Annotated in this window: 21 protein-coding genes and 1 pseudogene; 19 read left to right on the top strand and 3 right to left on the bottom strand. The window is 72.0% G+C overall.

Annotation, left to right across the window (positions count from 1 at the left end):
* Positions 1-14 precede the first annotated feature (14 nt).
* Both DY262_RS15350 and DY262_RS15345 read right to left on the bottom strand, forming a co-directional pair.
* Positions 15-1,448 (bottom strand): efflux transporter outer membrane subunit, encoded by a 1,434-nt coding sequence (locus DY262_RS15350; RefSeq protein ID WP_116959990.1) that lies wholly within the window; start codon positions 1,446-1,448, stop codon positions 15-17.
* The gene (locus tag DY262_RS15345) at positions 1,445-1,948 is read right to left on the bottom strand and encodes a MarR family winged helix-turn-helix transcriptional regulator (RefSeq protein WP_116959989.1); all 504 of its coding nucleotides are present in this window, start codon (positions 1,946-1,948) and stop codon (positions 1,445-1,447) included. The genes DY262_RS15350 and DY262_RS15345 overlap by 4 nt, the downstream gene beginning before the upstream one ends.
* Before the next feature lie 206 nt (positions 1,949-2,154).
* On the opposite strand from DY262_RS15345, the gene DY262_RS15340 reads away from it, so the two are divergent.
* Positions 2,155-3,537, top strand: a complete 1,383-nt coding sequence (locus DY262_RS15340; protein ID WP_116959988.1) for an FAD-containing oxidoreductase — start codon at positions 2,155-2,157, stop codon at positions 3,535-3,537.
* A gap of 12 nt (positions 3,538-3,549) precedes the next feature.
* Here DY262_RS15340 and DY262_RS15335 read toward each other — a convergent pair whose 3' ends face one another.
* Positions 3,550-4,665 (bottom strand): threonine aldolase, encoded by a 1,116-nt coding sequence (locus DY262_RS15335; protein WP_116959987.1) that lies wholly within the window; start codon positions 4,663-4,665, stop codon positions 3,550-3,552.
* Positions 4,666-4,759: 94 nt separating this feature from the next.
* On the opposite strand from DY262_RS15335, the gene DY262_RS15330 reads away from it, so the two are divergent.
* The 18 genes and pseudogenes from DY262_RS15330 to DY262_RS15240 all read left to right on the top strand — a co-directional run bounded on the left by DY262_RS15330 (position 4,760) and on the right by DY262_RS15240 (position 19,918).
* Positions 4,760-5,752, top strand: a complete 993-nt coding sequence (locus DY262_RS15330) for a Bug family tripartite tricarboxylate transporter substrate binding protein (protein ID WP_116959986.1) — start codon at positions 4,760-4,762, stop codon at positions 5,750-5,752.
* Positions 5,753-5,756: 4 nt separating this feature from the next.
* Positions 5,757-6,230, top strand: coding sequence for a DUF3237 domain-containing protein (locus DY262_RS15325; RefSeq protein ID WP_416186978.1), 474 nt, complete (start codon positions 5,757-5,759; stop codon positions 6,228-6,230).
* A 39-nt stretch (positions 6,231-6,269) separates the two neighbouring features.
* Positions 6,270-7,166 (top strand): LysR family transcriptional regulator, encoded by an 897-nt coding sequence (locus DY262_RS15320; RefSeq protein WP_116959984.1) that lies wholly within the window; start codon positions 6,270-6,272, stop codon positions 7,164-7,166.
* A gap of 149 nt (positions 7,167-7,315) precedes the next feature.
* A pseudogene (locus tag DY262_RS22035) lies at positions 7,316-8,365 on the top strand (porin).
* Positions 8,366-8,369: 4 nt separating this feature from the next.
* The gene (locus DY262_RS15305) at positions 8,370-9,923 is read left to right on the top strand and encodes a sulfatase family protein (protein ID WP_116959981.1); all 1,554 of its coding nucleotides are present in this window, start codon (positions 8,370-8,372) and stop codon (positions 9,921-9,923) included.
* Between the two features lie 14 nt (positions 9,924-9,937).
* Positions 9,938-10,903 (top strand): Bug family tripartite tricarboxylate transporter substrate binding protein, encoded by a 966-nt coding sequence (locus tag DY262_RS15300; RefSeq protein WP_116959980.1) that lies wholly within the window; start codon positions 9,938-9,940, stop codon positions 10,901-10,903.
* Positions 10,904-11,029: 126 nt separating this feature from the next.
* The gene (locus tag DY262_RS15295) at positions 11,030-12,310 is read left to right on the top strand and encodes a glutamate-5-semialdehyde dehydrogenase (protein WP_070400878.1); all 1,281 of its coding nucleotides are present in this window, start codon (positions 11,030-11,032) and stop codon (positions 12,308-12,310) included.
* An 85-nt stretch (positions 12,311-12,395) separates the two neighbouring features.
* Positions 12,396-12,785 carry a DUF488 domain-containing protein gene (locus DY262_RS15290; protein WP_116959979.1) on the top strand — a complete coding sequence of 130 codons (390 nt, stop codon included), beginning with the start codon at positions 12,396-12,398 and terminating at the stop codon, positions 12,783-12,785.
* A gap of 24 nt (positions 12,786-12,809) precedes the next feature.
* Positions 12,810-13,199, top strand: coding sequence for a YciI family protein (locus DY262_RS15285; protein ID WP_116959978.1), 390 nt, complete (start codon positions 12,810-12,812; stop codon positions 13,197-13,199).
* 178 nt (positions 13,200-13,377) lie between these two features.
* Positions 13,378-13,854: an anthrone oxygenase family protein gene (locus DY262_RS15280; protein ID WP_220377568.1), complete on the top strand. Its 477-nt coding sequence runs from the start codon at positions 13,378-13,380 to the stop codon at positions 13,852-13,854.
* Positions 13,851-14,300, top strand: coding sequence for an SAM-dependent methyltransferase (locus DY262_RS15275; RefSeq protein ID WP_070400874.1), 450 nt, complete (start codon positions 13,851-13,853; stop codon positions 14,298-14,300). The genes DY262_RS15280 and DY262_RS15275 overlap by 4 nt, the downstream gene beginning before the upstream one ends.
* A gap of 34 nt (positions 14,301-14,334) precedes the next feature.
* Positions 14,335-14,697 (top strand): DUF1304 domain-containing protein, encoded by a 363-nt coding sequence (locus DY262_RS15270; RefSeq protein WP_116959977.1) that lies wholly within the window; start codon positions 14,335-14,337, stop codon positions 14,695-14,697.
* Position 14,698: 1 nt separating this feature from the next.
* Positions 14,699-15,085, top strand: a complete 387-nt coding sequence (locus DY262_RS15265) for a RidA family protein (RefSeq protein ID WP_116959976.1) — start codon at positions 14,699-14,701, stop codon at positions 15,083-15,085.
* Between the two features lie 148 nt (positions 15,086-15,233).
* Positions 15,234-16,526, top strand: a complete 1,293-nt coding sequence (gene gshA / locus DY262_RS15260; protein ID WP_070400871.1) for a glutamate--cysteine ligase — start codon at positions 15,234-15,236, stop codon at positions 16,524-16,526.
* 146 nt (positions 16,527-16,672) lie between these two features.
* A complete protein-coding gene (locus tag DY262_RS15255) occupies positions 16,673-18,544 on the top strand; it encodes a potassium transporter Kup (RefSeq protein WP_116959975.1) in 1,872 nt (623 codons plus the stop codon).
* Between the two features lie 107 nt (positions 18,545-18,651).
* The gene (locus tag DY262_RS15250) at positions 18,652-19,068 is read left to right on the top strand and encodes a group III truncated hemoglobin (RefSeq protein WP_116959974.1); all 417 of its coding nucleotides are present in this window, start codon (positions 18,652-18,654) and stop codon (positions 19,066-19,068) included.
* A gap of 13 nt (positions 19,069-19,081) precedes the next feature.
* Positions 19,082-19,504 (top strand): RrF2 family transcriptional regulator, encoded by a 423-nt coding sequence (locus tag DY262_RS15245; protein WP_116959973.1) that lies wholly within the window; start codon positions 19,082-19,084, stop codon positions 19,502-19,504.
* Positions 19,505-19,507: 3 nt separating this feature from the next.
* On the top strand, positions 19,508-19,918 hold the full coding sequence (locus DY262_RS15240; RefSeq protein ID WP_181936522.1) for a SirB2 family protein: 411 nt from the start codon (positions 19,508-19,510) through the stop codon (positions 19,916-19,918).
* Positions 19,919-19,969 lie beyond the last annotated feature (51 nt).

Here is a 19,969-nt window from a genome sequence, read left to right as displayed (position 1 = left end):
AGGGGTGTTGGGCTTCAGGGTTGTTCGGTGGACGCGCGCCAGCCGCCGCCCAGGGCCTGGGCCAGGTTCACCTGGGCCTGCAGGGCGCGCGTGCGCAGGTCGACGTCGAGGCGGCGCTGGGCCAGCACGGCGGTTTCGGCGCTCAGCAGCTGCAGGTGGTTGGACAGGCCGGCGCGGTAGCGCTGCTCGGCGATGGAATAGGCCGATTCGGCCGATTGCAGGGCCTGCTGCTGCTGGGTGCGCTGCAGGGCCACCGAGCGCGCGGAGGCGAGCTGGTCGGCCACCTCGTGCACGGCCTCGATGACGGCGGCGTTGTAGCTCTCGATGGCGGTGTCGAGCTCGGCGTTCTTGCCGCTCAGGTTGGCGCGCAGGCGCCCGCCGTCGAAGATCGGCAGCCGCACGGCCGGGCCGATGCCCCACTGCCGGGCGCCGCCGCTGAAGAGCTGGTCGAGCCCGATGCTGGACAGGCCGACATAGGCCACCAGGTTGATGTTGGGATAGAACTGCGCGCGCGCGCTGTCCACCTCGCCGCGCGAGGCCTGTACGCGCCAGCGCGCGGCGGCCACGTCGGGGCGGCGGCCGAGCAGGTCGGTGGGGATGGCTTGGGGCTCGGGCAGCGGGCGCAGGCCGGCCAGGCGCGGCGCCTGGGGCGCCGGGTCCTGCGTGGGCTGGCCGCTCAGCGCGGCCAACGCGTGGCGCGTGAGCTGCATCTGCTCGCCGATGGCCTCGATCTGTTGGCGCGCCTCGGGCACGGCGCCCTCGCTCTGGCGCTGTTCGAGCACGCCGTCCAGCCCGGCCGACACGCGCTGCCTGACCAGGGCCAGCATGCCCTCGCGCTGCGCGAGCGCGCGCTGCGCCAGTTCGTACTGGTCCTGCAGGCGCGCCAGCTGCACGTAGCCGCGCACCACGTTGGTGGCCAGCAGCGTGCGCGCGGCGGCGGCCTCGGCCTGCGCGGCCTGGGCCGTGCCCAGGGCGGCGTCGAGCGCGGCGCGGTGCTTGCCGAAGAAGTCGATTTCCCAGGAGCCGTTGAGCTGCAGCGTGGCGGTGTCCTCGACGCTGCCGGCCAGCGGCGGGGGCACCATGCCCTTGGCGGTGAAGCGCTGGTGCGTGGCGTCGAACTGGCCATTGAGCTGCGGGCCGCTGGTGGCGTCGACGCCGTCGGCGGCGGCCATGGCCCGGGCCACGCGCGCCTGCGCCACGCGCAGGTTCGGGTTGCCCTGCAGGGCCTGCTCCACCAGGCGGTCGAGCTGCGGATCGCCGAGCGCGCGCCACCACTGGGGCTCCACCGGCGCCACCTCGGCGGCGGCGCGCGATTCGCTCAGGCCCAGCGAGGCGGCGTCGCGCAACTGCGCGCTGGACGGCGTGGTGCCCTGCATGCTGGCGCAGCCCGCGAGCGCGGCGGCGGCCAGGGGCGCGAGCAGCCAGCGGCTCTTGAAAGCACGGTTCATGCGCGCTCCTTCGTGGCCGCCAGCGCCTGGGCGTTGGCCAGCATGCGCCGCAGCAGCGCCTTCAGCGTGTCGAACTCCTCGCGCGTGAAGCCGGCCAGCAGCTCGTTCTGCACCTTGCACAGCGCGGTGGGGATGTGTCCGGCGGTGGCGCGCCCTTCGGGCGTGAGCTCCAGCTTCACCACGCGGCGGTCGGCGGCCGAGCGCTCGCGCTGGATGAAGCCCTTCTCTTCGAGCCGGTCGATCATGCGCGTGGTGGCGCCGGTGTCGATGCGGCATTCGCGCGCCAGCTCGGACGAGGTGCTGGCCATGGCCATGTGCAGCTTGAACAGCGGCATCCACTGGGCCTCGGTCAGGCCCAGGGGGGCGAGTTCGCGCTCCACCTCGTTCGCGCTGGCGACGAGGATCTGCCGCATCAGCCGGCCCACGGAGTCGTCCGGGCGCAGGGTGTCGGGGTGGTAGAAGGCCGTGGCGCCGGCCGGGGAGGGGGAGGGGTGTGTCATGGCAGGGCGGGAATTTAACTGCCTAGGCAGTTATTGACCAGGCATTAAATCACTGTGGCCAGGGTTTTTCCGGCCGGCGGGCGGCAATGACGGCCTTGCGATCAGGGGCTTTCTCGGCTACTTAATGGCTGGCGCGCGGCCGGCACGCGACTTGCCGGCCGCCACGCCAGCCGGGGAGGCCCTCAACACAGCCACAGGAGACGCCCATGCCCATCGACACCTTCGATGCCATCGTCGTCGGCGCCGGCCAGGCCGGTCCGGCCATCGCCGCGCGCTGCCACCGCGAAGGCCTGCGCACCGCCGTCATCGAGCGCGCCGAATTCGGCGGCACCTGCGTGAACGACGGCTGCATCCCCACCAAGACGCTGGTGGCCAGCGCGCGCGCCATCCACCTGGCGCGGCGCGGCGAGGAGTTCGGCTTCGCCACCGGCCGGCTGCGGGTGGACTTCGCGCGCGTGATGGCGCGCAAGGAAGCGGTGGTGGCCCAGTCGCGCGAGGGCGTGGAGCAGTGGATGCGGGGCCTGGACAAGGTCGAGGTGATCCTGGGCGAGGCCCGCTTCGTGGCGCCCGGCCGCCTGCGCGTGGGCGAGCGCGAGCTGCGGGCGCCGCGCATCTTCCTCAACGTCGGCGCGCGCGCCGCGCGCCCGCCGCTGGACGGCATCGACCGCGTGCCCACGCTGGACAACCACTCCATCCTGCGGCTGGACACGCTGCCCCGGCACCTGGTGATCATCGGCGGCAGCTACATCGGCCTGGAGTTCGCGCAGGTGATGCGCCGCTTCGGCGCCAAGGTGACGGTGGTGGAGAAGTCCGCGCGCCTGCTGCCGCGCGAGGACGAGGACGTGGCCCAGGCGATCCGGGAGATCCTGGAGCGCGAGGGCGTGCGCTTCGAGCTGGGCGCGGAGTGCATCGCGCTGGCGCCGCGCCAGAGCGGCATCGCGGTGGGCGCGCGCTGCGAGCGCCGGCCGCCGCGCCTGGTGGGCAGCCACGTGCTGCTGGCCGTGGGGCGCCAGCCCAACACCGAGGGGCTGAACCTTGGCGTGGCCGGCATCGAGACGGACCCGCGCGGTTACATCCGCGTGGACGAGCAATGCCGCACCAGCGCGGAAGGCGTGTGGGCGGTGGGCGAATGCAATGGCCGAGGCGCCTTCACGCACACCGCCTGGAACGACCACGAGGTGGTGGTGGCCAACCTGTTCGACCAGGACCCGCGCCGGCTGTCGGACCGGGTCGAGGCCTACGCGCTCTACACCGACCCCCCGCTGGGCCGCGTGGGCCTGGCCGAGGCGAAGGCGCGCGAGAGCGGGCGGCCGCTGCTGCGGGCCACCCTGCCCATGCACCGCGTGGGCCGCGCGCGCGAGGCCGGCGAAACGCAGGGCCTGATGAAGGCGGTGGTGGACGCGCAGACCCGCCAGCTGCTGGGCGCCAGCCTGTTGGGCTACCGCTGCGACGAGGCCGTGCACGGCCTGCTGGACCTGATGAGCCTGAAGCAGCCGGTGGACGGCCTCATCCGCTCGATGCCGATTCACCCCACGGTGTCGGAGCTGCTGCCGACGCTGCTGCAGGCGCTGCAGCCGGTGAAGGACTGAGCGCCCGGGGCCTCAGGCCAGGCCGCGGCGCAGCGCCCCGGTCAGGGCGTCCACCTCGTCCGCGCGCAGGGCGATCAGTTCCAGGGTGAGCACGCCCTCGGCCACGCCGTGTTCCATTACCCAGACCGGCGGGTCCTGCCGCCGCAGCGCCTGCGCGGCGCGGCGCGCCGCCTCGGCGCCGCCCGCGAAGCGCAGCCGCACGCGGGGGACGGGCGCGCCCAGCGGGTCGGGCACGCGCAGGGCCTGCACGCCGGCCAGGCCGCCCAGGGCGTCCACCGCCTGGCGCACCTTGGCTTCCTGCTCGCGCCACCAGGCGCCCAGGTCCAGCGCGCGCCGCTCGTGCAAGGCCGCGAGCACGCCCACCAAGGCTTCCTTGCTCGGCTTCATGGCGCGGCCGATGCCCTTTTGCTGCGCGCGCACCGCCTCGATGAAACCGGCCTCGCCCACCACCAGGCCCGCCGTCGGCGCGGCCAGGTACTTCTGCGCGCTCAGCACCACGGCGGCCGGCTGCAGCGCCACCAGCTCGCGCACGCGCAGGTCCTGCGCGGCGCCGTCGATGACCACGGGCACGCCGGCCGCGCGCGCGGCCTCGGCCGCGGCGGCGAAGTCGAACGCCGGGTCGCGCGTGAGGCGCGAGGACACCAGCAGCAGGCAGCCCACCTCGGGCGCCGCCAGCGCGGGCAGCAAGTCGTCACCCGTGCAGCGCTCGGGCCGGCCGCAGGCGCGCACCGTGCCGCCGGCCAGGCGGATGTCGGTGGCCAGCGGGTGGCCGTAGTCGATCAGGTGCGGCGCGGGCACCACCACCACGCGGCGCAGGCCCTCGCTGTCGGGCAGTTGCGCGATGCGCTGCGGGTCCGTGCCCGCCATGGCCGCCGCCACGCTCAGCGTCAGGCCCGCCGCCGCGCAGTGCACCACCGTGCCTGCCGCCGCGCCGCTGAACGCGGCAAGCTCGCGCGAGGCCAGGTCTTGCCATTCGTCGATGACCAGGAAACGCTGCAAGGCCCAGGCCGTGGCCTCGGCCACCGCGGGCGAGGCGCGCGACACGCCCACGGGCGTGAAGGTGCCGGCGGCGTTGAGGGGCTGGCCGAACGGCGGCCGTCCGTGGAGAAAGGCGGGGGTGGTGGTCATGGCAGCTAGGGGATTCCCCAAGAACGATTCGCTTTGTCAATCATTCTGACAAGCCTAGATTGCGCGGTTCCCCTCAATTCACCGGAGACCCGCCATGACCCCCCGCCCCTCCACCGCGCTGCGCCGACTCGGCCAGTGGCTGATGCCGCTGCTGGCCCTCGGCGGCGCCATGCCCCTGGCCGCGCAGACCTGGCCCTCCCGCCCAGTGACGCTGGTGGTGGGCACGCCGGCGGGCGGCGCGGTGGACGTCTATGCCCGCACGCTCGGCGACCAACTGGCGCGCCAGACCGGCGGCACCTTCGTGGTGGAGAACCGCGCCGGCGCCAACGGCAACCTCAGCGCCGAGCAGGTGCGAAAGGCCGCGCCCGACGGGCACACGCTGTGGATCAGCACGCAGGCCATGTTCACCATCAACCCCTCGGCCTACCCGTCGCTGCCGTGGAAGCCATCGGACTTCAAGCCCATCGCCAAGGGCGTGGAGAGCCCGCTGGTGCTGGTCGTGCACCCCTCGGTGCCGGTGGACCGGCTGGCCGATCTGGGCCCCTGGCTCAAGGCCCACGCGGACAAGGCCGCCTACGCCTCGTTCAGCCCGGGCACGCCGTCGCATTTCCTGGGCTTTCAGTTCAGCGAGCGCCTGAAGGTGCCCATGGTCCACATCCCGTACAAGGGCTCGGCACCGCAGATCACCGACCTGCTGGGTGGCCAGGTGCCGCTGGGCTTCACGCAGCTGCAGAGCGCCCTGCCGCATGTGCAGAGCGGCAAGCTCAAGGCCCTGGCGGTCACCTCCGCCCAGCGCTCGCGTTTCCTGCCGCAGGTGCCCACGCTCGCGGAACTGGGCCACGGTGACCTGAACACCACGGTGTGGTTCGGCCTGATGGCGCCCGCCGGCACGCCCCCGGCGGTGACCGACGCGATCATGGCGGCGGCGGTGAAGGCGCAGGCCGACCCCGGCTACAAGGGCAAGCTCGAGGCCCAGGGCTTCGACGTGCCGACCGAGAGCGGCGCGGCGTTCGAGAAGACCATCGCCGCGGAAACCGCGCGCTGGGCGCAGGTGGTCAAGGCGACGGGGTTCAAGGCGAATGACTGAGCGCGTGCACAACGCCGCCCCGGCCGCCCCGGGGCTCGACTTTTTTGCGCAGCTCAGCGTGCAGGTGGGGCCGGTGCACGAGATCGGCCCCACGCCGGCCGGCAACCGGCGCGTCATTCCCATCACGGGCGGAACGGTGAGCGGCGACGGCTGGACGGGGCGCGTGCTGCCGGGCGGGGCCGATTTCCAGGCCATCGTGACGCCCTCGCTGGCGCGGCTGGACGCGCGCTACGTGCTCGAGACCGACGGCGGCGACCTCATCTACGTCAGCAACCAGGCGATCCGCGTGGCGCCGCCAGCGGTGACGGCGAAGCTGGTGCGTGGCGAGCCGGTCGATCCCTCGCAGGTGTACTTCCGCTGCGTGCCCGCGTTCGAGACCTCGTCGGCCGCGCTGGGCTGGATCAACGAGCGCCTCTTCGTCGGCAGCGGCGTGCGCCACCCGGACCGCGTGGACATCGCCTGCTTCGCGCTGCGCTAGGCTCACGCGCGGCGCGCCGCGCCGGACCAAGGACCGCCGATGGACATCCGCCAGCTCAAGTACTTCGTCGGCATCGCCGAGGCCGGCAGCCTGACCGAAGCCTCGCGGCGCCTGCACATCGTGCAGCCCGCGCTGAGCCAGCGCCTGGGCGACCTGGAGCGTGGGCTGGGCGTGAAGCTGGTGGTGCGCGGCCGCGTGGGCACCGCGCTCACGCCGGCGGGCACCGAACTGTACGAACGCGCCAAGCGCATCCTGCGGCAGATCGACTACGCGGCCGCGGCCACGCGCGAGAAGGCCGGCGTGGTGGAAGGCGTGCTCAGCATCGGCCTGCTGCGCAGCCTCTCGCCCCTGCTCAGCGCGCGGCTGTTCGGGGCCATCCGCGAAGCGATGCCGGGCGTGCAGCCGCAGCTCCGCGTGGGCTACTCGGCCGAACTGGAACGCCTGCTGCACAAGGGCGAACTGGACATGGCCACGCTGGTGTCGGCCACGGCCGTCGAGGGCGCGCGGGGCACGGTTTTTTCGGAGCGCTTGTCCCTCGTGGGCTCGCGCGAGCGGCTGCGCGCGCTGCCGCGCCGGCCGCGGCTTCAGGACGCGCTGGCGGTTGAGCTGCTGCTGTCGCCCATGCAGCCGGCGCACCGCCTGGTCATGGACGCGTCCGAGCGCCTGGGCCTGTCCCTGCGCATCCTCGGCGGCATCGAGGACCTGTCGTCGATGCTGGAGCTGTGCGAGCAGGGCGTGGGCGCGACCATTCTCTCGACCTTCGCCGCGCGCCGCGCCGTGCAGCGCCCGGGGCTGATCGCGCTGCCCATCGCCGAGGGGGGGCTGGAGCGGCACGTGCGCATCGCCATGGCGCCCGAGGCCGGCTGGTCCGAGGCCATGCTGGTGGGCGAGTCCCTGCTCGCGCGCCTGTTGTCCGAGGCCGTCAAGCGCTCTTGATGCTCTCATTCGGGTAGCAAGACGTCCATTGGCGGCAAGGCACCCGGTCGATCCATTGCGCAACGCAATGGCGGCCTCATGACAAAGTATTGGCCGCGCGGACACCGCGCTGACACAGTGCGAGCTCCCGATCACCCAGAGGAGACACTGTGAAGCACCCCATCCGCCAGGCCCTGACGCTGGGCCTTCTGGCCGCCCCGGGCCTGAGCGCCCTGGCCCAGGACGTCGGCCTCTACGGCATCGCCGACCTCTACGTCGGCAGCATCCGCGGCAGCGACTCGCGCACCGTGGTGAACGAAGGCGGCAACGCGGTCTCGCGGCTGGGCTTTCGCGGCCGGGAGGACCTGGGCGGGGGGCTGTCGGCCCACTTCGTTCTGGAGATGGGCCTCACCATGGACAACGGCACCATCCCCCTGGGCGGCGGTTTTGGCCGCCAGTCCTTCGTGGGCCTGCAGGGTCCGTGGGGCACCGTCGAGGCCGGGCGCCAGTACACGCCGCTGTTTTTCAACCTGCTGGCCACCGTGCCGTTCGGTATGAACGCGAACTGGGCGCCGGTGCAGCTCGCGGGCAGCGTGGACGGCCAGCCCGCGGCCGCGCGCACGGTGGGCCTGGCGATGCGCCAGTCCAACCTGCTGCGCTACCGCTACGGCGGCGGCCCCCGGGCCAAGGGGCTGCGCGTGGACGTCGCGGTGGCGCCGGACGAAGGCGCCGCCGGTGTGGGCGGCATCCTGGCCTTCGGCGCCAGCTACCGCGGCGAGCGCTACTTCATCGGCTACGCGGCCCAGCGCCTGGACAGCGGCAGCGCCGCGGCCACGCCCTTCCACAACTAGACCCAGGGCCTGAACGGCAGCTACGCGATCGGCGGCCTCACCTTGTCGGCCGCCTACCTGGTGTCGGACAGCACCGCCCCCGGCGCGCGCCGCGCGGCGCACACCGTGCTGGGCGCGGCCTACGACCTGGGCCCGCACCGCTGGATGGCCGAGCTCAACCGCCGCGACCTGCGCAACAGCCCGAACGACGCCCAGGCCATGGCGGTGGGCTACGACTACCGGCTGAGCAAGCGCACCACGCTGTACGGCCGTCTGCTGCGCCTGAACAACCAGGGCACGGCCGCGAACACGCTGGCGCTGGCCCCGGTCACCGCCGGCAGCGGCGACGACGTGCGCGCCCTGGCACTGGGCATCCGCCACAACTTCTGAGCCCATGCGCCGGCCCAATTTCCTGGTCATCGTCACCGACCAGCACCGCGCCGACCACCTGGGCTGCTACGGCCACCCGGTGCTGCGCACGCCGCACATCGACGCGCTGGCCGCACGCGGCACGCGCTTCGAGCGCTTCCATGCCGCCAGCCCGGTGTGCATGCCCAACCGCGCCTCGCTGCTCACGGGGCGTTACCCCTCGGCGCACGGGCTGCGCGTCAACGGCGCGGCGCTGTCGGTGCGCGCCACCACCTTCGTCGAACAGCTGCGGCGCGCCGGCTACCGCACGGCCAGCATCGGCAAGAGCCATGTGCAGCCCATGACGGACCGGCCGGCCGAAGGCGGCGCGGCGGCGCCCGCCGTCGACGCCTGGAAAGACGACGGCGGCGACTACACGCAGGAACAGCCGGGCCACTACGCGGGCCTGGAGCGCCACCCGTTGCGCACGCCGTACTACGGCTACGACGAGGTCGACCTGGTGACCTTCCATGGCGACCAGGCGGGTGGCCATTACCTGCAGTGGCTGCGCCGCCACCTGCCAGAGGCCGATCGGCTGCGCGATCGTTCGAGCCAGTTGCCGCACGGCTACGTGTGCCCGCAGGCCCACCGCACCGCGATCCCCGAGGCCTTCTACCCGACGAGCTACATCCGCGACCGCGCGGTCGACTTCCTGCGCGGCACGCGCGGGCAGGAACAGCCCTTCTTCGCCTTCGTGTCCTTCCCCGACCCGCACCACCCCTTCACCCCGCCCGGCCGCTATTGGGGACTGTACGACCCGGCGGACTTCGTGCTGCGGCTGCCCTACGAGGCGCACCACAACCCGCCGCCGCCGATCGCCTGGTGCCGCGAGCGCTTCCTGGACGGCAGCCGCCAGCGCCAGGGCCCGCACGACGCGTTCTTCGCCACCGAGCGCGAGATCCGTGAGGCGATGGCGCTGAGCGCCGGCATGATCGCCATGATCGACGACGCGGTCGGCGACATCGTGCGCGCGCTCGACGACAGTGGCCAGCGCGAGGACACGGTGATCGTCTTCACCTCGGACCATGGCGACTACCTGGGCGACTTCAACCTGATGCTCAAGGGCGCGCTGGCTTCGCGCGGCATCACGCGCGTGCCCTTCATCTGGTGCGATCCGCGACAGGGCGAGCCGGCGGTCAGCCAGGCGCTCGCCTCCACCATCGACATTGCGCCCAGCGTGCTGGCGCGCGCGGCCGTCGAGGCCTACGGCGGGCTGCAGGGCCGCTCCCTGCTCGACTGCCTCGACGGCCGGGGCCGCGGGTGGGACGCGCTGCTGATCGAGTACCAGGACAGCCGCACGCGCCAGGGCTTCCAGCGCCCGGCCTGCGTGCGCAGCCTGCTGACCGAGCGCCACCGCCTCAGCGTTTACCAGGGCGAGTCCTGGGGCGAGCTGTACGACCACCACCAGGACCCCGGCGAAACCCACAACCTCTGGGAGGCGCCCGGGCACCGCGACACCCAGTCCCAACTGATGCAACAACTGCTGCGCAAGATGCTCGCCGCCGTGGACACCAGTCCACCGGCGCGCTACGCGGCCTGAAGGAGACAGCCAGCATGCAACGCCGCCATTTCATCGCCGCCTCGGCCCTGGGCCTGGCCAGCATTCCATCCGCCTGGGCCAGCGATTGGCCTTCGCGCCCGGTCCGCGTCATCGTGCCCGGCGGCCCGGGCTCGCCCGCCGACGTGGCCATCCGCGCCCTGCAGGACGTGCTCGCCCGCCAGCTCGGCCAGGCCATCGTGGTGGACAACCGCCCCGGCGGCCAGGGGATCATCGGCGTGGAGGCCCTCGCCAAGGCGGCGCCGGACGGCTACACCGTCGGCCTCATCAACCTGCAGTCGGCGGTCACGCCGGCCCTGCGCGCGAAGACGCCCTTCGACCTGCAGCGCGACTTCGTGGCCGTGACCCAGCTGACCACCGAGTCGCCCGTGCTGCTGGCGCGCCAGGGCCTGGGCGTGAAGACCCTGGCCGAGCTGGTGGCCCTGGCCAGGCGCCAGCCCGGGCAGCTCACGCTGGGCAGCGCGGGCGCGGGCACACCGTCGCACCTGGGCATGGCGCTGCTGCAGCGGGCCGCCGGCATCGAGCTGCGGCACGTGCCGTACCGCACCATCGCCGCGGCCGTCACCGACCTGACGGGCGGCACGGTGGACGTGGTGCTCTCCGGCTCGGCCGCGGCGCAGCAGGGCCTGAACGCGGGGCGGGTGGTGGCGCTGGCCATTGCCGCGCCGCAGCGCAAGAAGGCCTTCCCCGGCCTGCCCACGCTGGCCGAGGCAGGCTACCCCGGCATCGACCTGCGCGGCTGGACCGGCGTGGCCGCGCCCGCCGGCACGCCCGCGCCCATCGTGGCGCGGCTGGAGCGCGCCCTGGTCGCGGCCCTGGCCGACCCGCACGTGGCCTCGCGCATCGAGACCTCGGGCGCGGAGCCCGGTGGCGCGCAAGGCGCCGCCTTCGGTGCCTTCGTGGCCAGTGAGTCGAAGCGCTGGCGCAAGGTGGTGCTGGACGAGAAGATCACCCAGGATTGAGGGCGCCGGGCGCCGGGCGCCGGGCCGCGCCTCGCCGAGGACGGCCCAGGCCCATGACCCCGGCGGCCTGGGTGCATGGCGCGGGCGCCCGGGCGGTTGTCGGCCCCCGGTGCGAAAATCCCGTCCATGAACGCCAGCAACACCACCGAACTCATGCACACCCTGGGCCAGCAGGCCCTGGCGGCGTCGCGGCTCATGGCCAAGGCCAGCGTCGCGGCCAAGGCGCAGGCGCTGCGCCGCCTGGCCGCGCTGCTGCGCGAGGCCGGTGAACCGCTGGCGCTGGAGAACGCCAAGGACCTCGAGCGCGCCCGCGCCAACGGCCTGGCCGAGCCCATGGTGGACCGCCTGAAGCTCACGCCCAAGGTGATCGAGACCGCCGCCCAGGGCTGCGAGCAGCTCGCCGCCATGCCCGACATCATCGGCGAGCTGATGGGCATGCGGCAGATGCCCAGCGGCATCCGCGTGGGCCAGATGCGCGTGCCCATCGGCGTCTTCGGCATGATCTACGAGAGCCGCCCCAACGTGACGATCGAGGCCGCCTCGCTCGCCATCAAGAGCGGCAACGCCGCCATCCTGCGCGGCGGCTCCGAGGCCATCGACTCCAACCGCGCCCTGGCCGCCCTGGTGCAGCGCGCGCTGATCGACGCCGGCCTGCCGGCCGACGCGGTGCAGCTGGTGCCCACCACCGACCGCGCGGCCGTGGGCCAGCTCATCGCCATGCCGCAGTACGTGGACGTGATCATCCCGCGCGGCGGCAAGGGCCTGATCGAGCGCATCAGCGCCGAGGCCAAGGTGCCCGTCATCAAGCACCTGGACGGCAACTGCCACACCTATGTGGACGACCCCTGCGACATCGCGCTCGCGGTGAAGGTCACCGACAACGCCAAGACGCAGAAGTACAGCCCCTGCAACGCCACCGAAAGCCTGCTGGTGGCGCGCGGCGTGGCGAAGGACTTCCTGCCGAAGATCGGTGCCGTCTTCGCGGCCAAGGGCGTGGAGATGCGCGCCTGCCCCGAGAGCAAGGCCCTGCTGGCCGGCGTGGCCGGCGCGACCCTGGTGGACGCCAGCGAGCAGGACTGGTTCGAGGAGTACCTCGCGCCCGTCATCAGCATCAAGCTGGTGGACGGGGTGGACGAGGCCATCGCCCACATCAACCGCTACAGCAGCCACCACACCGACGCCATCCTCACCACCGACCACGGGCACGCCCAGCGCTTCTTGCGCGAGGTCGATTCGGCCAGCGTGATGGTGAACGCCAGCACCCGCTTCGCGGACGGCTTCGAGTACGGCCTGGGCGCCGAAATCGGCATCAGCACCGACAAATTCCACGCGCGCGGCCCGGTGGGCGTGGAAGGCCTGACCTCGCTCAAGTACGTGGTGCTGGGCGAGGGCGAGGTGCGCGGCTGAGCGCCGCCCCCCAGGCGCGGCGCGGTTTGCGTGCCCGGGCCTGAACCGGCTACGCTGTCGCCGGTCCACGGAACCGGAGACAGCCATGGCGATCAGGGTGGTGCGGCTCGGCAGCCCGCGAGCGAACAACGAGGGCCTGCGCATCGGCACGGTGCGGCGTCCACCGCGCGGCGTGCCCAAGAGCGAGTTCGCCCGCCAGGACTGGTACGACGTCTGGTTCCCCAACCTCGCGCCCAGCCTGCAGACCATGAAGCAGGCCCAGCAGGCCAAGACGCCGGCCGAGTGGACCGCGTTCACACGCCGTTACCGCGCCGAGATGGCCACGCCCGAGAATGCCCATGCCATCGCGCTGCTGGCGGCGATGTCGCACGGCAGCGACTTCTCGGTGGGCTGCTACTGCGAGCACGAGTCGCACTGCCACCGCTCCGTGCTGCGCGAGCTGCTGGCCGCGGCCGGCGCGGACCTGGCCCACTGACCCCCCCGTCTGGAGACACCGCCCATGAGCGAATTCCTGCTGCTGTCCCGAGGCCGATGGGACGCCGACCGGTCCCCCGAACAGATCCAGGGCGCCATCGACGCCTTCTACGCCTGGTTCGACGAACAGGCCGCGGCCGGTGTGCTCCGGGCCGGCAGCCGCCTGGGCACGGGCTGCCGGCTGGTGACGCGCGAGCGCGTGCTCGACGGCCCCTTCACCGAGGCCAAGGAGATCATCGGCGGCTACTGGTTCATCACCGCCGCCAGCCTGGACGAGGCCGCGCGCATCGCCTCGCGCAACCCCTGCCTGGCCTTCGGGCTGAGCTTCGAGATCCGGCCGCTGGAAGCCGAGCGCGCGAGCGCGTTCCGCGAGGGCAACGAAACGCCCACCGGGCGAGCCGCGGCGGCGCGCTGAGCCCGGAGGCGTCGGGGTTTACCCGGGGCGCGTCGACCACCGGGGGTCTCGGCCGTCGTTTGGGTTTCCCCCGCCCCAGAAAGGAGCTGTCCATGAGCACCCCACCGCAACGCCTGAACCGCCGCACGCACCTCCACGCCCCCCTCGAAGCGCCCGCGGCGCGCGCCTGAGCGGTCCCATGGTCACGCTGCTGCAAGGGATCGCCATCGCCGCCATCGTGGGCGGGGGCCTCGTCACCGGCCTGCTCTACGCCTTCTCCCTGGTGACCATGCGCGCCCTGCTCGAACAGCCGGCCGAGGCCGGCATGAGCACCATGCAAAGCATCAACCGGCTGATCATCCGTCCGCTGTTCCTGCTGCCCTTCCTGGGCACGGCCGTGCTGTGCCTGCTGCTGCTGATCGGCGCGCTGTGGCAGGGCGGCGCCGGGGCGATCGCCTGGTGCGCGGGCGCGCTGACCTACCTGGTCGGCCCGCTGGGCGTGACCATGGCCTGCAACGTGCCGCTCAACGACCGCCTGGCGCGCACCGACCTGCGCGAGGCGCCGGTGCTGTGGCCGCGCTACGTGCGCGACTGGCTGCGCTGGAACCATGTGCGCTGCGCGCTCGGCACCGCGTCGCTGGCGCTGTTGGCGCTGGGCCTGGCGCTGAAGGCATGAGCGCGCTCTCGCCACGGCTCGCCGCGATCGTCGACGCGCTGCCGCTGCGCCCGGGCCTGCGGGTGCTGGAGATCGGCTGCGGCCCGGGCGTGGCCGCGCGCGCGGTGGCCGAGCGCCTGGGGCCTTCGGGGCACGTGCTGGGCATCGACCGCTCGGCCAAGGCCATCGCGCAGGCCCTCGCGGGCTCGCGCGAGGCGCTGGCCTCGGGGCGCCTGGCGTTTCGCGAGGTGGCGGTGGAGGACTTCGCGCTCGCGCCCGGCGAAGCGCGCTATGACATCGCCTTTGCCGTTCGCGTGGGCGCCCTCGACGGGCGCCACCCCGAGGCTGGCCGGCGCGCGATCGAGCGGCTGCGCGCGGCGCTGGTGGACGGCGGGCGCCTGTTCATCGACGGCGGCGACCCGCTGCGCGAACTGGCGCTCGGGGGCCGCGAGGCCCGCCCGCGTTAGCATCGCCCGGTCCGATTCCCCGGAGACCCCGCCCATGCTTGCCACCCTCGCCAACGCCGTCGTGCTGCTCGTGGCCCTGCTGCACGTCTATATCCTCGTGCTCGAGATGTTCCTGTGGGACAAGCCCAAGGGCATGAAGGCGTTCAATCTCACGCCCGAGTTCGCGGCCCAGACCAAGACGCTGGCGGCCAACCAGGGCCTCTACAACGGCTTCCTGGCGGCGGGCCTGTTCTGGGGCCTGGCGCTGGGGCCGGCGGGCTTCGCGGTCAAGGTCTTCTTCCTGCTGTGCGTGCTGGTGGCCGGCCTCTACGGCGCGGCCACGGCCAGCAAGCGCATCCTGTTCATCCAGGCGGTACCGGCCACGCTCGGCCTGGTGCTGCTCTTTCTGGGCCGTTGACATGCCACGCACCCTCATCTCATCGGGCTCCACCTTCGAACAGGAGATCGGCTACTCGCGCGCCGTGGTCCAGGGCGACTGGGTCTTCGTCTCAGGCACCACCGGTTTCGACTACGCCACCATGGACATCGCGCCCGGCATCGAGGCGCAGACCGAGCAATGCCTGCGCAACATCGAGGCCGCGCTGCAGCAGGCCGGCGCCAGCCTGCGCGACGTGGTGCGGGTGACCTACGTGCTGCCCGACGGCGGCGAATTCCCGAAGACCTGGCCCGTGCTGCGCCGCTTCTTCGGCGAGGTGCGGCCGGCGGCCATGATGATCTCGGCTGGCCTGGCCGACCCGCGCATGCGCATCGAGATCGAAGTGACCGCGCTCCGGTCGTCGGGCTGAGGCCCCTCGGGCGCGGGCTGGCATCGCCCGCTCGCCGGGGCGGGCCGAAGCCTTGCCCGAGCCGCCGGCCGGGCGCCGGCGGGCGCTTGGAATGCCCGTCACCGTCCCCATTTACACTGGCCCTCCCGCCTGGTTCTCCCGCCCCGCCATGGTCCCCCACCTCGTCACCGCCCTCACCGGCCCGATCAACGAACTCGAGCAGCGCATCCTTGAATCCACGCCGGTGATCGAGCGCTGGTTCCGGCTGGAATGGATGGAGCACACGCCGCCGTTCTACTGCTCGGTCGACGTGCGCAACGCGGGCTTCAAGCTCGCCCCGGTGGACACCAACCTCTTTCCCGCCGGCTGGAACCACCTCACGCCCGAGATGATTCCGCTGGCGGTGCAGGCCGCCATGGCCGCCATCGAGAAGATCTGCCCCGAGGCCAAGAACCTGCTGCTGGTGCCCGAGAACCAGCGCGACAGCTTCTACCTGAGCAACCTGGCCACGCTGCAGAAGATCTTCTACATGGCCGGGCTCAATGTGCGGCTGGGCTCGCTGTCGAACGAGATCACCGAGCCCACGCGCATCGACCTGCCCGACGGCGGCCACGTCACGCTGGAGCCCCTGCAGCGCGGCAAGCGCCGCCTGGGCCTGAAGAACTTCGATCCCTGCACCATCCTGCTCAATAACGACCTGAGCGCGGGCGTGCCCGGCATCCTGGAAGAGCTGCACGAGCAGTACCTGCTGCCGCCGCTGCACGCGGGCTGGGGCACGCGGCGCAAGAGCCTGCACTTCAAGGCCTACGAGGAAGTGTCCAAGCGCTTCGGCAAGCTGCTGGGCATGGACCCCTGGCTCATCAATCCCCTGTTCGCGCAATGCGGCCAGGTGGACTTCGAGGCCGACGCGGGCCTGGAATGCCTGCGCAGCAACACCGATGCGCTGCTCACCAAGGTGCGCCGCAAGTACAAGGAATACGGCATCAACGAGAAGCCGTTCGTGGTGATCAAGGCCGACAACGGCACGGGCGGCATGGGCATCATGACGGTGCGCGACGCCAAGGACATCGACAAGCTCTCGCCCAAGACCAAGGCGCGCATGGCCACGGTGCAGGCGGGCCAGGCGGTCAGCGAGGTGATCATCCAGGAGGGCGTGCTCACGCACGAGCGCATCAACAGCGCCGTGGCCGAGCCCGTGGTCTACATGATGGACCGCTACGTGGTCGGCGGCTTCTACCGCATCCACGCCGACCGCGGCGAGGACGAGAACCTCAACGCCCCGGGCTCCAGCTTCGTGCCCCTGGCCTTCGAGCAGAGCGCCCAGCTGCCGCAGCCCGGCGTGAAGCCCGGCGCCAGCGTGCCCAACCGCTTCTATATGTACGGCGTCATCGGCCGCCTGGCCATGCTGGCGGCGAGCTACGAGCTGGAAGCCACCGACCCCGAGGCCGAAAACCTCGACTGACAGGCCGGTCGGGGTTGTTGCGGTGCAACAAAATCCACGCAGACCATGGCTTTAGGCGCCCCAGCCGGTGGTGCCCTGCGTCTGGCGGGCGCAGAATCCGCCTCTTCTGAGTTCACGCCCCGCGGCAACCCGGCGGGGCTTCTCGCTTGAATTCCCGCGCTCCGTCCTCGCTGGCCGCCCTCACGCTGGGCGCCATCGGTGTGGTGTACGGCGACATCGGCACCAGCGTGCTGTACGCCGTGAAAGAGATCTTCGGGTCCGGCCACGTCCCCTTCACGCACGGCAACGTCTATGGCGTGTTGTCCATCATCTTCTGGACGCTGACGACCATCGTCTCGCTCAAGTACGTGGTGCTGGTGCTGCGCGCCGACAACGCGGGCGAGGGCGGCCTCATCGCCATGCTCGCGCTGGCCGCCAATGCGGTGAAGGACAAGCCGGCGCTGCGCCGCGCGCTGATGGTGATCGGCATCTTCGGCACCTCGCTGTTCTATGGCGATGGCGTCATCACGCCGGCGATCTCGGTGCTCTCGGCGGTCGAAGGCCTGACGGTGATTTCGCCCGCGCTGCAGCACTACGTGATCCCGCTGACCCTGCTCGTGCTGCTGGTGCTGTTCTGGGTGCAGAAGCGCGGCACCGGCGGCATCGGCCGCTATTTCGGGCCGATCACGCTGCTGTGGTTCCTCGCGGTGGCCACGCTGGGCGTCTCGCACATCGTGCACCACCCCGAAATCCTGGGCGCGCTCAGCCCGCACCACGCGCTGCGCTTCCTGTGGCAGCAGCCGGGCACCAGCTTCATCATCCTGGGCGCGGTGGTGCTGGCCGTCACCGGCGCCGAGGCGCTGTACGCCGACCTCGGCCACTTTGGCAAGAAGCCGATCCGCCTGGCCTGGTTCTCGGTGGTCATGCCCTGCCTCACCCTGAACTACTTCGGCCAGGGCGCGCTGCTGCTGGCCGACCCGGGCGCGGTGAGCAACCCCTTCTTCCGCATGGCGCCCACCTGGGCGCTGCTGCCGCTGGTGGTGCTGGCCACGGCGGCCACGGTGATCGCTTCGCAGGCGCTGATCTCGGGCGCCTTCAGCGTGACCAAGCAGGCCATCCAGCTCGGCTACCTGCCGCGCCTGAACCTGCGCCACACCAGCGTGCGCGACACGGGGCAGATCTACATCCCCTTTGTCAACTGGGCGCTGTTCACCGCCATCGTGCTGGCGGTGGTGATGTTCAAGTCCTCCAGCAACCTGGCCTCGGCCTACGGCATCGCCGTCACGCTGGACATGCTCATCACCACCACGCTCACCTTCTTCGTCATCCGCTACGGCTGGAAGTACCCGCTGTGGCTGTGCGTGGGCGCCACGGGCCTGTTCTTCGTCATCGACCTGGCCTTCTTCAGCTCGAACATGCTCAAGCTGTTCCATGGCGGCTGGTTCCCGCTGGTCATCGGCGGCGCGGTCTTCACGCTGATGATGACCTGGAAGCAGGGGCGCCGCCTCATGTCCAAGGCCCAGCAGGCCGAGGCACTGGAGCTCAATGGCTTCCTCGACGCGGTGTTCGTCGAGCCGCCGCTGCGCGTGCCCGGCGTGGCGGTGTTCCTCACGGCCGATCCGGGCATCGTGCCCAACGCGCTCTTGCACAACCTCAAGCACAACAAGGTGCTGCACGAGCAGAACCTGTTCGTGACCGTGCGCTCGCACCAGGTGCCCTGGATCGGCATGAGCGAGCGGCTGGAGGTCGAGCCCCTGGGCCACGACTGCTGGGCGGTCACCATCCACTACGGTTTCAAGAACGACCCCGACGTGCCCGCCGCGCTGGAGCCGCTGCGCCTGCGCGGCTGCGAGATCGAGCCCATGACCACGAGCTACTTCCTGTCGCGCGACGTGGTCACGCCCACGCTGGGCAGCGGCATGGCGCCCTGGCGCGAGAAGCTCTTCGCCGCCATGCACCACAACGCCGCCGGCGCCGCGGCCTTCCTGCACCTGCCGGCCAACGCGGTGGTGGAGCTGGGCTCCAAGGTCGAGATCTGAGGCCTTCGAGGCCCGCGAGGGCAGCAGGGATTTGGCCGTCCTATAAGATCGAAATAAAATAGATCTTATTGATCGCTGTCCTGCGGCAGCAGCAACGAGGACGCCCCATGACCACGACCGATCTGTGCACCGAGGAAGAGCTGAAGGTGCTGGTGCACGCCTTCTATGCGCGCGTGCGCCAGGACGCGGTCCTGGCGCCCATCTTCAACGCCCGCATCGACGATTGGGACCACCACCTCGACAAGCTGGTGGACTTCTGGTCCTCGGTGCTGCGGCGCACCGGGCGCTACACGGGCAACCCCATGCAGAAACACGCGGCCCTGCCCGAACTGAGCGCCGAGCTGTTCGAGCGCTGGCTGGCGCTGTTCGGGGAAGTGGCCGACGCGCAGCCCAACCGCCGCCTGGCGGTACAGGCCCGCGCGCTCGCCGGGCGCATCGCCCAGAGCCTGTGGATGGGCTGGCAGATGGGCCGCGACCCCCAGGCCCTGCCCCATGGCCTGAACCCGGCCGGCGCCACGCCCTGAGGCGGTTGACACCATGCGCCTGACCACGCTGACCGACTACGCGCTGCGCCTGCTGATGTACGTGGCGCGCCAGCCCGGGCGGCTGTGCACCATCGCCGAGGTCGCGCAGGCGCACGGCATTTCCGAGGCCCACCTCATGAAGGTCACGCACCTGCTGGGCCGCCAGGGCTGGATCGAAACCGTGCGCGGCAAGGGCGGCGGCATGCGGCTGGCGCGCGCGCCGGCCGACATCAACCTCGGCGCGGTGGTGCGGGGCATGGAGCCGGACTTCCTGCTCGTCGAGTGCTTCGGCGAGGACAGCCGCTGCGCGCTCACCGGCCGTTGCGGGCTGGCGGGCGTGCTGGACGGCGCGCTTCAGCGCTTCCTCTCGCACCTGGACGGCCACACCTTGGCCGACCTGCTGCCCCCGGCGGCGGCGGTGCTGCGGCGGGCCTGAGCCATGGACCTGCTGCTGGCCTACCCCTGGATCAAGGCCGCGCACGTCGCGCTGGCGCTCAGCAGCGGCGGGCTGTTCGCCGCGCGCGGCGTGGGCGTGTTGCTGGGCTCGGCCGCGCCGCTGGCCGCGCCGGTGCGCCGCCTGAGCCAGTTCATCGACACCGCCCTGCTGATGGCAGCCCTGTTGCTGCTCGCGGCGCTGCGGCTCAACCCCTTCGCCACGCCGTGGCTGCAACTCAAGCTGGGCCTGCTCGTGGCCTACATCGTGCTCGGCACGCTGGCCCTGCGGCGGGCGCGCACGCCCACGGGCCGGGCCATTGCCTTCGCGGCGGCCCTGGCCTGTTTCGCGGCCATGGTGACGGTCGCGCGGGCGCACGATCCGGCGGTGCTGCTGCGCCTGCTGCCGGCGGGCTGAGGCCGCCGGCCGGTCGGGCCCGCGCCAGCGCCGGGCCTGTCCCGGCAGAAT

Origin of the sequence: Hydrogenophaga borbori (assembly GCF_003417535.1) — a bacterium.
GTDB classification, from domain to species: domain Bacteria; phylum Pseudomonadota; class Gammaproteobacteria; order Burkholderiales; family Burkholderiaceae_C; genus Hydrogenophaga; species Hydrogenophaga borbori.
Note: the sequence above shows the minus strand (reverse complement) of the source record. Positions and strands in the feature narration are given on the sequence as shown.

Excerpts from the sequence above, each read along its gene's own strand:
- DY262_RS15335 (WP_116959987.1), bottom strand. The coding sequence starts at position 4,665 with ATGACCACCACCCCCGCCTTTCTCCACGGACGGCCGCCGTTCGGCCAG.
- DY262_RS15345 (WP_116959989.1), bottom strand. The coding sequence starts at position 1,948 with ATGACACACCCCTCCCCCTCCCCGGCCGGCGCCACGGCCTTCTACCAC.
- DY262_RS15285 (WP_116959978.1), top strand. The coding sequence starts at position 12,810 with ATGAGCGAATTCCTGCTGCTGTCCCGAGGCCGATGGGACGCCGACCGG.
- DY262_RS15280 (WP_220377568.1), top strand. The coding sequence starts at position 13,378 with ATGGTCACGCTGCTGCAAGGGATCGCCATCGCCGCCATCGTGGGCGGG.
- DY262_RS15245 (WP_116959973.1), top strand. The coding sequence starts at position 19,082 with ATGCGCCTGACCACGCTGACCGACTACGCGCTGCGCCTGCTGATGTAC.
- DY262_RS15330 (WP_116959986.1), top strand. The coding sequence starts at position 4,760 with ATGACCCCCCGCCCCTCCACCGCGCTGCGCCGACTCGGCCAGTGGCTG.
- DY262_RS15240 (WP_181936522.1), top strand. The coding sequence starts at position 19,508 with ATGGACCTGCTGCTGGCCTACCCCTGGATCAAGGCCGCGCACGTCGCG.
- DY262_RS15350 (WP_116959990.1), bottom strand. The coding sequence starts at position 1,448 with ATGAACCGTGCTTTCAAGAGCCGCTGGCTGCTCGCGCCCCTGGCCGCC.
- DY262_RS15275 (WP_070400874.1), top strand. The coding sequence starts at position 13,851 with ATGAGCGCGCTCTCGCCACGGCTCGCCGCGATCGTCGACGCGCTGCCG.
- gshA (WP_070400871.1), top strand. The coding sequence starts at position 15,234 with ATGGTCCCCCACCTCGTCACCGCCCTCACCGGCCCGATCAACGAACTC.
- DY262_RS15295 (WP_070400878.1), top strand. The coding sequence starts at position 11,030 with ATGAACGCCAGCAACACCACCGAACTCATGCACACCCTGGGCCAGCAG.
- DY262_RS15320 (WP_116959984.1), top strand. The coding sequence starts at position 6,270 with ATGGACATCCGCCAGCTCAAGTACTTCGTCGGCATCGCCGAGGCCGGC.
- DY262_RS15270 (WP_116959977.1), top strand. The coding sequence starts at position 14,335 with ATGCTTGCCACCCTCGCCAACGCCGTCGTGCTGCTCGTGGCCCTGCTG.
- DY262_RS15305 (WP_116959981.1), top strand. The coding sequence starts at position 8,370 with ATGCGCCGGCCCAATTTCCTGGTCATCGTCACCGACCAGCACCGCGCC.
- DY262_RS15250 (WP_116959974.1), top strand. The coding sequence starts at position 18,652 with ATGACCACGACCGATCTGTGCACCGAGGAAGAGCTGAAGGTGCTGGTG.
- DY262_RS15340 (WP_116959988.1), top strand. The coding sequence starts at position 2,155 with ATGCCCATCGACACCTTCGATGCCATCGTCGTCGGCGCCGGCCAGGCC.
- DY262_RS15265 (WP_116959976.1), top strand. The coding sequence starts at position 14,699 with ATGCCACGCACCCTCATCTCATCGGGCTCCACCTTCGAACAGGAGATC.
- DY262_RS15300 (WP_116959980.1), top strand. The coding sequence starts at position 9,938 with ATGCAACGCCGCCATTTCATCGCCGCCTCGGCCCTGGGCCTGGCCAGC.
- DY262_RS15290 (WP_116959979.1), top strand. The coding sequence starts at position 12,396 with ATGGCGATCAGGGTGGTGCGGCTCGGCAGCCCGCGAGCGAACAACGAG.